At 75.0% G+C, this 11,345-nt stretch carries 14 protein-coding genes; 5 read left to right on the top strand and 9 right to left on the bottom strand.

The window, feature by feature from the left end; genetic code table 11:
- Positions 1 to 113: 113 nt before the first annotated feature.
- Entirely contained in the window at positions 114 to 635 is a 522-nt protein-coding gene (locus SM577_RS21910; RefSeq protein WP_302922551.1) for a GNAT family N-acetyltransferase, read from the top strand.
- 21 nt (positions 636 to 656) lie between these two features.
- On the opposite strand, the gene SM577_RS21905 is transcribed toward SM577_RS21910, so the two are convergent.
- Positions 657 to 1,391, bottom strand: coding sequence for a hypothetical protein (locus SM577_RS21905; protein WP_302922552.1), 735 nt, complete (start codon positions 1,389 to 1,391; stop codon positions 657 to 659).
- Between the two features lie 113 nt (positions 1,392 to 1,504).
- Here SM577_RS21905 and SM577_RS21900 point away from each other — a divergent pair, with 113 nt between their 5' ends.
- The 3 genes from SM577_RS21900 (at position 1,505) to SM577_RS21890 (ending at position 3,257) form a co-directional block, all read left to right on the top strand.
- Positions 1,505 to 1,936: an OsmC family protein gene (locus SM577_RS21900; protein WP_302922553.1), complete on the top strand. Its 432-nt coding sequence runs from the start codon at positions 1,505 to 1,507 to the stop codon at positions 1,934 to 1,936.
- Between the two features lie 112 nt (positions 1,937 to 2,048).
- Complete coding sequence (locus SM577_RS21895; RefSeq protein ID WP_302922575.1) at positions 2,049 to 2,396, top strand: metallopeptidase family protein; 348 nt, start codon at positions 2,049 to 2,051, stop codon at positions 2,394 to 2,396.
- 138 nt (positions 2,397 to 2,534) lie between these two features.
- Positions 2,535 to 3,257, top strand: a complete 723-nt coding sequence (locus SM577_RS21890; protein WP_167180294.1) for an AIM24 family protein — start codon at positions 2,535 to 2,537, stop codon at positions 3,255 to 3,257.
- Between the two features lie 42 nt (positions 3,258 to 3,299).
- On the opposite strand, the gene pheA is transcribed toward SM577_RS21890, so the two are convergent.
- The 5 genes from pheA to SM577_RS21865 all read right to left on the bottom strand — a co-directional run bounded on the left by pheA (position 3,300) and on the right by SM577_RS21865 (position 6,795).
- Positions 3,300 to 4,256, bottom strand: a complete 957-nt coding sequence (gene pheA, locus SM577_RS21885) for a prephenate dehydratase (protein WP_474587851.1) — start codon at positions 4,254 to 4,256, stop codon at positions 3,300 to 3,302.
- A 10-nt stretch (positions 4,257 to 4,266) separates the two neighbouring features.
- Positions 4,267 to 4,776, bottom strand: a complete 510-nt coding sequence (locus tag SM577_RS21880) for a hypothetical protein (RefSeq protein ID WP_474587940.1) — start codon at positions 4,774 to 4,776, stop codon at positions 4,267 to 4,269.
- 178 nt (positions 4,777 to 4,954) lie between these two features.
- Complete coding sequence (locus tag SM577_RS21875) at positions 4,955 to 5,344, bottom strand: ACT domain-containing protein (protein ID WP_302922555.1); 390 nt, start codon at positions 5,342 to 5,344, stop codon at positions 4,955 to 4,957.
- A 75-nt stretch (positions 5,345 to 5,419) separates the two neighbouring features.
- Positions 5,420 to 5,878, bottom strand: a complete 459-nt coding sequence (locus tag SM577_RS21870) for a hypothetical protein (protein WP_302922556.1) — start codon at positions 5,876 to 5,878, stop codon at positions 5,420 to 5,422.
- Between the two features lie 176 nt (positions 5,879 to 6,054).
- Positions 6,055 to 6,795 (bottom strand): hypothetical protein, encoded by a 741-nt coding sequence (locus SM577_RS21865; protein ID WP_302922557.1) that lies wholly within the window; start codon positions 6,793 to 6,795, stop codon positions 6,055 to 6,057.
- Positions 6,796 to 6,958: 163 nt separating this feature from the next.
- On the opposite strand from SM577_RS21865, the gene SM577_RS21860 reads away from it, so the two are divergent.
- Positions 6,959 to 8,170 (top strand): arginine deiminase, encoded by a 1,212-nt coding sequence (locus SM577_RS21860; RefSeq protein WP_302922558.1) that lies wholly within the window; start codon positions 6,959 to 6,961, stop codon positions 8,168 to 8,170.
- A 153-nt stretch (positions 8,171 to 8,323) separates the two neighbouring features.
- Here the strand turns inward: SM577_RS21860 and SM577_RS21855 are convergent, their stop codons facing one another.
- The 3 genes from SM577_RS21855 to SM577_RS21845 form a co-directional block, all read right to left on the bottom strand.
- Positions 8,324 to 9,208, bottom strand: a complete 885-nt coding sequence (locus SM577_RS21855) for a DUF5926 family protein (protein WP_474580224.1) — start codon at positions 9,206 to 9,208, stop codon at positions 8,324 to 8,326.
- 61 nt (positions 9,209 to 9,269) lie between these two features.
- Positions 9,270 to 9,686 (bottom strand): ATP-binding protein, encoded by a 417-nt coding sequence (locus SM577_RS21850; RefSeq protein WP_302922577.1) that lies wholly within the window; start codon positions 9,684 to 9,686, stop codon positions 9,270 to 9,272.
- Positions 9,687 to 9,749: 63 nt separating this feature from the next.
- Positions 9,750 to 11,207, bottom strand: coding sequence for a PAS domain-containing sensor histidine kinase (locus SM577_RS21845; RefSeq protein WP_474580225.1), 1,458 nt, complete (start codon positions 11,205 to 11,207; stop codon positions 9,750 to 9,752).
- Positions 11,208 to 11,345: the final 138 nt, after the last annotated feature.

Here is an 11,345-nt window from a genome sequence, read left to right as displayed (position 1 = left end):
AACCGGCCGCAACCATGGCTTCCCGGCGAATCGGGTGCCAACGGACGGCGCACCCCGGGTGACGTTGCGTGCCCCGCCCCGGCGCGCCGCCGGGGCGGTCGTACGGTTACCGGATGGCAGAACGGGACTGGCCGGTGGCGGAGGTCATCGGCACCGAACGGCTGGTGCTGGAGCCGCTCCGGGTCGAGCACGCCGAGGAGCTGGCACCGCTGCTCGACGACCCGGTGCTGTACGAGTACACCGGTGGCGGGCCGGCCAGCCCCGACGAGCTGCGCCAGCGGTACCGGCGGCAGGTCGTCGGGCGCTCGCCCGACGGCAGCCAGGGCTGGCTCAACTGGGTGGTGCGGCACCGGGACACCGGGGCGGCGGTCGGCACCGTGCAGGCCACCCTCCGGCTCGACGGCGACCGGCCGGTGGCCGAGCTGGCCTGGGTGGTCGCCGCCCCCGAGCAGGGCCGCGGCTACGCCGGCGAGGCCGCCGCCGGCATGGTCGGCTGGCTGGAGGGCCACGGCGTACGGGCGCTGCTCGCGCACGTGCACCCCGACCACCGAGCCTCCGCCCGGGTGGCCGAGCGGCTCGGGCTGCGCGCCACCGACGTGCTGGTGGACGGCGAGATCCGCTGGGCGAAGCCCTGAGCCCGGCGGTCCGCCGGCCGGTCAGATCGGCGGTTCCGGGCGGGCGAACGGGATGGCCGGCCCGACCGTGAGGTCGGCGGGCGGCGGCAGCTCGTCCTCCTCCGTCACGCGTCCCGACCGGCGCCGCCGGCCGCGCGCCGCCGGCTCGCCGGGCTCCTCGTCCGCCGCGTCGGGCGACGCCGCCGCGGCGGCCGGGGCCAGCTTGAGCGCCACGGCGAGCAGCGCGCAGGCGACGAACGCCATCACCAGGCCGCGGCCGTACTCGACCCGGAAGCCGTCCTCGGTCGAGTAGAAGAGGGTGCGCTGGCTGGTGTCGTCCAGGGTGGCTGCCGTCGCGGTCAGCAGGGCGAGCAGCGCCCCGGCCAGGGTCAGCCCGGCGATCCGGGCGTTCGGTCGGACGGCCGGGGTGCCGCGCAGCGCGAGCCCCACCGCGCTGGCCAGCACGAGCAGCCCGACCAGGTAGCCGACCCCGAAGCCGCCCACGTCGGAGACCCCGGCGGGCACCCGGATCGAGGTGTTCCCCTCCGGGCCGCCGTTGGGCAGGGTCATCACCAGCCACTCGCCGAACAGCGACGCCACGGCGGCCACCGCGCCGAGGGCGGCCATCAGCGGGGGCAGCCGGCGGTCCGTGCCCAGGCCGGAGAGCAGCCGGCCGAACCGGCCCGCCGCCGGGGCGGGCTCCGACCCGCCCCACTCCACGACGGCCGTACCGTCGGACCGGTCTTCCTGCCGTGGGATGGGGAGATCCTTGGACATCGCCTCACCCTTCCGCGTTCACGGGCCTGAGCCGAATCATGACACAGGCGGCAGGATGGGACGTGGATCGCGAACGGTCGCAGGGGACACCCGGTTTCGGCTAGCGTCGGTGCATGCCTATCCGTACCGCTTCCGCACGTTGGCAGGGCAACCTCACCGAGGGGTCCGGCACGGTCCGCACCGGCAAGGGCGGGCTCGAGGGGAACTACTCCTTCAAGTCGCGTTTCGAGGAGGGTGAGGGCACCAACCCCGAGGAGCTGATCGGCGCCGCGCACGCCGGCTGCTTCTCGATGGCCTTCTCCAAGGCGCTCGCCGACGCCGGCTCGACGCCGACCTCGGTGGAGACCACCGCCAAGGTCCACCTGGACAAGACCGACGCCGGCATGACCGTGACCCGGATCGAGCTGGAGACCGTCGGCCAGGTTCCCGGTATCGACGACAGCGAGTTCCAGAAGCTCGCCGAGGCGGCCAAGGCGAACTGCCCGATCTCCCGCCTGCTGTCGCCGGGCGCCGAGATCACCCTCACCGCTCGCCTCACCTCCTGACCGCAGCGCGAAGAGTGGCCATCCGGCGCCGGGTGGCCACTCTTTCCGTACCCGGCCGGGATCTTGGCGGGGTCCGGCGCGGCACCGGTCGGGCAGAATGGGTGGGGTGCCGGTGGAGATGAGCCGCGAACGCTTCGAGGAACTGGTCGCCGACGCCCTCGACGAGGTCCCCGAGGAGCTGCTCGGGCTGATGAGCAACGTGGTCATCCTGGTCGAGGACGACCCGCCGCCCGGCGACGAGGAACTGCTCGGCCTCTACGAGGGGCACGCCCTGACCGAGCGGGGCTGGGACTACGCCGGGGTGCTGCCGGACCGCATCCTGATCTACCGCCACCCGATCCTGCGCATCTGCGACACCGACGACGACGTGGTCGACGAGGTCGCGGTGACCGTGGTGCACGAGATCGCCCACCACTTCGGCATCGACGACGAGCGGTTGCACGAGCTGGGCTGGGCCTGAGCGACCGCCGGGACCGCCGCCCGGGCTCCGGGTCGCTCGCCGCGGGGCCGCCCGACAGCCGCTGACCGGCGGATGCCGCCGGTTGCGGCTCTGCCCTACCGTCGCAGGCAGGCATCACGACCTCAGGAGGCACTTTCCATGCGCAGCGAGCTGTTCTCGGCGGAGAACCTGGAGAAGGAGTCCGCGCAGCCCGGCATGCGGCTGCAGAACTCCAAGATGTTGAAGATCGAGCTCAACGGTGAGGCGATGGCCCGGGTCGGGTCGATGGTCGCCTACCAGGGGCAGGTGCAGTTCCAGGCGCTCGGCTCGGGCGGGCTCGGCAAGTTCCTCAAGCAGAAGCTGACCGGCGAGGGTGTGCCGCTGATGAAGCTCACCGGCCGCGGTGACGTCTTCCTCGCCGACTTCGCCAAGGACGTGCACGTCATCGACCTCGAGCCGGGCGACGCGCTCTCCATCAACGGCTCCAGCGTGCTGGCCTTCGACTCGACCCTCCAGTACGACATCCGGATGGTCCAGGGCGCCGGCATGGCCTCCTCGTCCGGCCTCTTCAACTGCGTCTTCACCGGTCACGGCCGGATCGCCATCACCACCAAGGGCACCCCGGTGGTGCTCAACGTGGACGCGCCCACCTACGTCGACCCGCAGGCCGCGGTCTGCTGGTCGGCCAACCTCCAGACCGGCTACCACCGGGCCGAGCAGCTCGGCCTCGGCACGCTGCTCGGCCGGCGTACCGGCGAGGCGTTCACGATGACCTTCGCCGGTCAGGGCTTCGTGGTGGTGCAGCCGTCCGAGGAGCCGCCGATCATGGGCAGCGGCACGCAGGAGCAGCAGGGCGGCCTGCTCGGCGGCCTGCTGAGCTGACCCGTCCGGGGCGTCCCGCCGGCACGGTGGGGCGCCCCGCGCTCAGCTCAGCTCGCCGGCCCGCAGCCGGGCCAGCCACGCCGCGGCGTCCGCGTAGTCGGCGTCGGAGAGCCCGGCGGGGGCCGGGACCGGCCGGTCGCCCGCCGGGCCGGTCCAGCGGTGCCGGGGGTACGAGCCGAGGAAGCGCACGTCGGCGCAGACCCGCCGGAGCCCCTGCAACGCCTCGCCGAGCCGGACGTCGGCGACGTGCCCGGTGCAGTCGAGGAAGAACACGTAGCGGCCCAGCGCCTCGCCGGTCGGCCGGGACTCGATCCGGGTCAGGTTGACCCCGCGGACGGCCAGTTCCATCAGCACCGACAGCAGCGCGCCGACCCGGTCGTGGGCGATGTAGACGGCCAGCGAGGTGACGTCGTCGCCGGTCGGTGGCGGGGGCGGGCCGGGGCGCGAGACCAGCGCGAACCGGGTCACCGCGTCCGGGTGGTCGGCGATCTTGTCGGCCAGCACGGCCAGCCGGTGCCGGGCCGCCCCGATCGGGGCGCAGATCGCCGCGTCGTAGTCGCCGGCCGCGGCGCCGGCCGCGGCGGCGCCGTTGGAGAGCACGTCGACCACCACCGCGTCGGGCAGGTGCGCCCGCAGCCAGCCGCGGCACTGGGTGGACGCCTGCGGATGGGCGGCGACGGTCTGCACCGTGGCGAGTGACGTGCCGGCCCGGGCACCGAGCACGAACTCCACCGGCAGGAGCACCTCGCGGGTGATCACCAGCGGCTCCCCCTCGGCCAGTTCGTCCAGGGTCACCCCCACCGCGCCGCCGATCGAGTTCTCCAGCGGCACCAGGGCGGCATCCGCCTCACCGGCCCGTACGCTCTCCAGCGCCTCCCCGACGCTGCGGGCGGGCGTACGGGTGCCGCGCTCGGCGGCGGGGACGGTGCGCAGCGCCTGCTCGGCGAAGGTGCCCTCCGGCCCGAGGTAGACGAAGCGCGTCGGCGGTGTACCCGGCATGGCGACCAGCCTACGCACTCGGTACGCCGAGCGCCCCGCCCTCGCAGGCCAGGTTCCGGATGCCGGGCGGGCCGGCCGCCCGTACCTCCGCGGTGCACACGTCGGTGCCCGCGGTGACCAGCCGTGGGGCGCTGCCCGACCCCCGGGTGACCACCTGGAGCTGCTCGTGGCCGGTCACGTCCAGGATCGTGTAGTGCCATCCGGCGGCGCAGAGCGGCCCGCTGCTCACCCGGACCCGCACGTCGCGGGGGAGCACCCCGCCCCGCCCGCGCACCAGGTCGATCACCCGCGCGCCGGTCGGCCCGTTCGCGCAGGCCACCGCGACCAGTCCGGGGTCGGTCGTCGGGGTGGGGGTGCCGAGGCCGGGCAGTCCGGTCGGGCCGACCGGGGCCGGTGCCGTGCCGGTGGGGGCCGGGGCGGCCGTCCGGCCCGGCGTGCTCACCGGCCCGGGTGAGGCGGTCCGCAGCTCCGGTGGGGTGCCGCAGCCGGCGAGCAACCCGGCCACCAGCACCACGGCCACCACCGGCCGCCGGGGCGGGACCGGGGCGCGGACGGCACCGGACGATCCGCGCGGGGCGCGGCGGGGTGGGGTGGGCGGCACGGGGTGACCTCGGACATCGGGGGTCGTCGTTACGGCCGGGGGGTGGCCGAGCCCATCGTAGGAGGATCGGCCCGCGCGGTGAAGCGGTGGCCGGGGTTCAGCGCAGGACGCGGTGCCCGGCGCGCTCCAGGGCGCTGGTCGCCGCGCCGAGGCGGACCGCCGGGACGAGCAGGTAGTCGGTGTCGTAGCTGGAGAAGGCCAGCGCGCTGACCCGGGCCTCGGCGAGCGGATCCACCAGCGCGGCGAGGGTGCCGGTGACCGCGAGGTCGACCGGCCCGGCCACCCGCAGGCACCGCCAGACCGTCTCGATGGTGGCCTGGTCTGGTATCCGGTCGGCGGGGCAGATCAGCGAGATCCCGTCGGCCGTCCAGGTCACCGTGACGACGTCGCCGTCGCCCAGCCCGCCCGACAGACCCGGCGGCAGGGTGGAGTCGGCGGCCAACCGGCACACGGCGTACTCCCCCGGCAGCAGAGCGATATCGAGCATGAGGGCACCTTACGGCCTGGTGGGGGGCCGGCCCCAGCTTCGCCGCGTGCGGCGAGCACCACACCCTGCCGCAGGTCAGACCTCGGAGAAGAAGGTGAGCGAGCCGGCGACCGACCCCTCGGCGAGCACCGGGGTGGAGATCGCGTCGACCGTCGCGTCCGGTGCCCCGGTCGACGCCGCCTGGACGCGGAGCAGGCCGCGGGCGAGCCGCCCGGAGGAGAGCGCGAGCAGCGGCGGGATCTTGTCGATCTCCTGCTCGGTCAGCTCGCGCGGGTTGGCCGTGAAGTCGAGCAGCCGCAGCCCGCCGCCGAGCAGCGGCAGCCCGATGACGTCCTCGGGCGCGCCGAGGCAGAGCAGCTCGCACCCGGCGGCGGAGACCGCCACCACCTTCGTCTCGGCGTCGATCAGCAGGCAGGGCTCGTCGGCGTGGGACACCGTCAGCGACCACTGACCGACGTTGTCGGACTCCTGCTCTGTCGGTGTCCCGGCCGCGGGCGCGAGGACTTCCGAGAGCGAGAGTTCGACGTGGGCCACCGCGCCTCCTATGTACACCGACGGTCTGTCCACGCTAGCCGGTCGCCCCGGCCGTCGCCGACCGCGCGTGAGCCACCGGGCCGCCGGGGGTGGACGTTGCCCTGACCGGGCGGGCCGGCGACGGCGCGACCGACGGTGCCGACACCGGACCGGGTCGCGTGGCGTCGCCGGTGACGTTACCGGCGGTTGGCCGGCTTGTCAGCGGCCGTTCGGCCCTCCTCGTACCACCGGTAGTCGGCCGCTGGACGGTAGGTGCCGTTCAGCCAGGTGTTCGGGTGCTGGGCGACCCGGGAGAGCTTCTCGGCGGTGGCCGGGCTGATCCGGTTGCCCGCGGCCACCAGCAGCCGGTCCAGCTCGCGGTGGGTGGCCATGAGGCAGTCCTTCGGCAGCCCGTAGACGCTGATGACGCCGGAGCCGACGAAGGTCAGCACCGGCGTCACCGGGATCGGGTGCCCCACCGCGGTACTGAGCGCCTTGCTGGCCCGCTTGGCGTCCCGGCGGGCCTCGGCCACGTAGGGCGGTCGCTTGCCGTTGATCTGCACCACGTCGCCGGCCACCAGCACCCGGGCCCGGCCGTGGTCGGCGATGGTGACCGCGAACAGCCCGCTCGGGCCGATGGCCAGGAAGCCGGCCCGGTCGTCCTGGCGGTGGTCGAGCAGGACGTCGGCGACGTCGGTGCGCGGCCACTCGATGACGTGCCAGGCCGGACCGAGGTGGTCGAGCTGGCCGAGGGCCCGCGCGCCGGCCGCCTCCAGCCGCCGCGCGCCCCGCTCCGCCCGCCGGCGGCGGGCCCACTCCAACGGGGACGGACGGGACGGTGTGAGCACCCCCGGCGACTCCACCCGGGGGTGTGGCACCGCCGCGGGCGGCAGTGCCCGGGTCGGGGGTACGGCTCGGCGAGCGGGAAAGACAGTCATCGCGACCTCCGGCAAAAGGTCCCTCGAAGTTATGTCCTCACTACCCTACGTTGCCAGTCCGGGGGCTCGGCAAGTTGGAGCGCCGGAATGACTGTGGATGAATGCCATATTCATTCACAGTTGTTTTCTCGGATGCCGCCAAACCCTGCCCTACGCTGCGAGGGTGACCCACTACGTCGACAGCGAGGTCGGCCGGCTCGGCACCGTACTGCTGCACCGACCCGGCCCGGAACTCGCCCGGCTGACACCACGGAACAACGACTCGCTCCTGTTCGACGCGATCCCGTGGGTGGGTCGGGCGCAGGAGGAGCACGACGCCTTCGCGGCGGCGCTGCGCGAGCGCGGGGTCGAGGTGCTCTACCTGGCCGACCTGCTGGCCGAGACGCTCGCCGTGGACGAGGCGCGGGCCGAGCTGACCGCCGAGGTGCTCCGCTCGCCCCGGCTCGGCGACACCCTGCGCGCCCGGGTCGCCGACCACCTCGCGTACCTCGACCCGGCGGCGCTGGCCGACGTGCTGATCGCCGGGTTGGCCCACGAGGAACTGCGGCTCAGCCCGGAACGGCCGGGTGGCCTGGTCTACACCCTGATGGACCGGCACGACTTCGTCATCGACCCGCTGCCGAACCTGCTCTTCACCCGCGACTCGTCGCTCTGGATCGGCGACCGGGTGGGCGTGACCAGCCTGGCCATGCCCGCCCGGCGCCGGGAGACCACGCTCACCGAGGCCATCTACCGCCACCACCCGCGCTTCGTCGGCACCGAGGCGGTCTACCACCCGCACCTGGAGCACCTGGAGGGCGGCGACGTGCTGCTGCTCGCGCCCGGCGTGCTCGCGGTCGGGGTGGGTGAGCGGACCACGCCGGCCGGCGCCGAGCGCCTCGCCCGGCAGGTCTTCGCCGCCGGGCTGGCGCACACCATCCTGGTGGTGCCCATCGCCCAGGAGCGGGCCACCATGCACCTGGACACCGTCTGCACCATGGTCGACGTGGACGCCGTGCTGATGTACCCGAACGTGGCGAACACGCTCTCGGCGTACACCGTGATCGCCGGCGCGGACGGCGAGGACCCGCGGGTGGACGGCCCGGCGCCGTTCCTGCGGGCCGCCGCCGACGCGATGGACCTGGACCAGCTCCGGGTGATCGACACCGGGCTGGACCCGGTCACCGCGGAACGCGAGCAGTGGGACGACGGTAACAACACCCTCGCCCTGGCTCCCCGGCTCTGCGTCGGCTACGAGCGCAACGTGGAGACCAACGCGCAACTGGAGCGCGCTGGCATCGAGCTGATCCCGATCGCCGGCTCGGAACTCGGCTCCGGCCGCGGCGGCCCCCGCTGCATGTCCTGCCCGCTCGTCCGCGACCCCCTCCGCCCCTGACCCCGCCCCCGCTCCGCCCCCGAAGATCGTGCAGGTGCTCTGAACGAGTGGCTGTTCCGCCCGGGAGCGACCACTCGTTCGCTGAACGAGTCGACCCAGGGCGGCCGGGTGCGCGCGAGCCCGCGGGCGCGGGCGGCGGGTGGGGTGGGAGGGTCAGCGGAGGGTGAGTTGGCGGCCGAGCAGGCCCTGGCGGGAGCGGCGGCCGGCGGCGTCGAGCGGGGTGGTGTCGGCGAGCGCCTCGGCGTACCGCTTGGCGAACTGGGCCACCGGGTCCTCCCACTCGGCGGCCGGCGTCTCCTCCGGCAGGTCCCAGACCGGCACCAGCCGGCCGTGCGCGCGGAACATGCCGGCGAACCGGGTCTCCTCGCCGAGGGTCAGCGTGCCGGCGGCGCCGAGCCGGGCCAGCGCGTCGAGCGCGGCGTCCTCGTCGTCCGGGAGCACCCAGCGCACGTGCGCCTTCTCCGGCACCTGGCACCAGTAGGCGGCGCGGGCGGCGGTCAGCCGGACGGTCGGGTAGACGGCGGCGTTGGCCCGCTCCAGGGACGCCTGCACGGTCGGGTCCTCGCCGGCCTCCGGGTCGAGCCAGAACTCGAACCCGTCGTGCATGGTGATCTCCAGCGGGCCGTCGACCAGGACGTCCTGGAGCCGGGGGCCGGGGCCGGGCAGCGGGGGCACCGCGACCTGCCGGCCCGGCTCGGTACGCAGCGCGCAGAGCAGCGCGTCGGCCAGGTCCCGGGACACGTCCCCGGACTGCTGGTGACGCTGGAGACCGATGAAGACCCGCCCGTCGGGCTTGGTCATCGCCGGGGCGGCCATCGGCAGCACGGTGGCCAGCGTGACCGGCCGCTCACCGAACTCCTCGACCAGCTCGGGGACGAGCCGCAGCGGGGCGGAGGCGGCCGGCACCAGCTCGCGCAGGGCGATCCACTCCGGCTCGTCGGTCAGCCCCTCGAAGGGACGGGGCGCGAAGATGTCGCGCACCTTCTCCCGCTTCGGGGTGGCTTCGGCGGCCCGCTGGCTCTTTCGACGCTTGCTCACGGCGAGACAGCCTAGAGCCCGCGGCCGGACGCCGTGGGCAGGACCCGCCCGCGGTGCCCGATCAGCCGGCCGCGACCAGGTCCGACCGGGCCGCGCCGACCGGCTCGAACTCGGCCCAGACGCTCTGCCCCAGCCCGTCGCGGTCCACGCCCCAGCGGCTGGCCAGGCCGGAGACGATGTGCAGGCCCCGGCCGTCGGCCGCGTCCGGGTCGGCCGACCGCATCCGCGGCCCGTCGCTGGCGCCGCCGTCGGTCACCCGCAGCGTGATCCGTTGGCCCTCGTCCGAGGTCCGCAGCCGCCAGGCCACCCGCACCACCCCGCCCGGCAGCGGGTCGGCGTGCCGGACGGCGTTGCCGACCAGTTCGGCCAGGACCGCCACCAGGTCCGCCAGCAGCGTGGCGGGTACCACCTCGCCCAACTCCTCGGCGAGCCGCCGCCGGGCCAGCCGCGCCCCGCTGGCGTGGTGCGGCACCACCACGCACCACGCCCGTTCGCCCGCTCCCGTCGACACGTTCGCCCCTTCTCACCTCGCCGCCGCCGGTCACCCGCGGGGCAGCCGCACCTCAGCGACCGTACCGCCACCGGCCCTCGGTCTGAGGAATACCCAGCCATTCTGCTGTTCAACGATCCGGCGGACGAGATAGAGACCCAGTCCGGCGCCGGGGAAGCGCCGCCGGTCGCCGGACTCACCCTGCCAGAACCGGTCGAACGCCCGCTCCACGTGCTCCGGCCGGATGCCGATGCCGCGGTCGCCGACCCGGAACGAGACGGTCTGCCCGTCCGCGCCGGCGCTGACCTCGATCGGCGACCCGGGCGGGCTGTACTTGCCCGCGTTGGTGGCCAGCTCGGTGAGCACCGTCGCCAGGCTGGGCCGGTAGCCGAGCGCCTTGGGCAGGTCGGCCGGCAGGTCGAGGACGAGCCGGTGGCGCAGCTCGGCCGGCAGGTCGGTGACCGCGGCCCGGAGCGCGTCGCCGAGGTCGAAGGGGGCCGGCGGGTCGTCGCCCGGCCCGGGCTCGGCGGCGGAGGAGAGCAGCCGGTCGACCAGCCGGGCCAGCTCGTTGGCGCGCTGGCCGATCACCCGGGCGGCCTGCCGCCGGTCGTCGTCGGTGAGCGACTCCCAGTGGTCGGTGAGGGTGTCCGCGTACCCCTTGATCACGGTCACCGGGGTGCGCAGCTCGTGGCTGGTCACCGCGACGAACAGGTCCCGGTCGTGGTCCCGGCGCTGCTGGTCGGTGATGTCCCGGAAGGTGACCACGCGCAGGGCGCCCGGCCCGGCCAGCTCGCCCGAGGTGATCCGCAGCCACCGGCCGTCCGGCAGCCGGTGGTCGCGCACCTGGCCGGACGGGGGCAGCGGGAACGGCAACGGCCGGTTGAGGGCCTGGCTGGCGGCCCGGCCGGTCACCTGGGCCGCGGCCGGGTTCCAGAGCCGGACGTGTCCCTCCCGGTCGACCACCGCCAGCCCGTCCGCGAGCGCGGCCACCACCGGCCCGTCACCGTGCACCGGGAGCCCGCTCTGGTCGCCGTACATGTGCGCGATGCAGGCGGCGAGGTAGGCCACCACGGCGTGCTGCCCGGCGCCCGGGTCCTCGTCGCCCGCCGGATAGAGGGCGTGCAGGCTGCCCACGGTGAGCCCGCCGATCTCGGCCCGGGCGACCACCATCCGGTGCAGGCCCCGGGCGACCAGTTCACCGGTGAGCTGGCCGGTGAGCTGGTCCGTCCGGACCTGCTGCACGCGCGGACCGGCGAGCAGGCAGACGGTGGTCGGGTCGGTGGCCGGCAGCGGGCGGCCGACCGCCCACTCGGCGGCCCCGGTCGCGGCGATCACCCGGCCGCCGGCCGGCCCGAACTCCACGAATGCCATGGCCGCCGCGCCGAGCGCGGGCTGGGCGACCCGGAGCAGCTGGGTGAGGACCGGCAGCCCGGCGTCGCCGGAGTTGATCATCTCGATGACCACCCGGTGACCGGCGATGAGTGCCGCGTAGTCGGTGCGCTCCGGCATGCCCCGAGTGTGCCGCGCCGTCCGGCTTTCGCACACCCCCGGCCGGACCGACCACCGCGCCCGCCGGGACGACCCCGCCGGCGCCCGTCCCGCCCGCCGCCGGCCGGCGTCCCGCGGCGGTCATCGCTCCCGGCCGCC

This window comes from Micromonospora desertarenae (assembly GCF_056150265.1).
This window is presented reverse-complemented; position numbering and strand designations above follow the sequence as displayed.

Excerpts from the sequence above, each read along its gene's own strand:
- SM577_RS21905 (WP_302922552.1), bottom strand. The coding sequence starts at position 1,391 with ATGTCCAAGGATCTCCCCATCCCACGGCAGGAAGACCGGTCCGACGGT.
- pheA (WP_474587851.1), bottom strand. The coding sequence starts at position 4,256 with ATGCCGGGTACACCGCCGACGCGCTTCGTCTACCTCGGGCCGGAGGGC.
- SM577_RS21890 (WP_167180294.1), top strand. The coding sequence starts at position 2,535 with ATGCGCAGCGAGCTGTTCTCGGCGGAGAACCTGGAGAAGGAGTCCGCG.
- SM577_RS21845 (WP_474580225.1), bottom strand. The coding sequence starts at position 11,207 with ATGCCGGAGCGCACCGACTACGCGGCACTCATCGCCGGTCACCGGGTG.
- SM577_RS21900 (WP_302922553.1), top strand. The coding sequence starts at position 1,505 with ATGCCTATCCGTACCGCTTCCGCACGTTGGCAGGGCAACCTCACCGAG.
- SM577_RS21875 (WP_302922555.1), bottom strand. The coding sequence starts at position 5,344 with ATGCTCGATATCGCTCTGCTGCCGGGGGAGTACGCCGTGTGCCGGTTG.
- SM577_RS21910 (WP_302922551.1), top strand. The coding sequence starts at position 114 with ATGGCAGAACGGGACTGGCCGGTGGCGGAGGTCATCGGCACCGAACGG.
- SM577_RS21865 (WP_302922557.1), bottom strand. The coding sequence starts at position 6,795 with ATGACTGTCTTTCCCGCTCGCCGAGCCGTACCCCCGACCCGGGCACTG.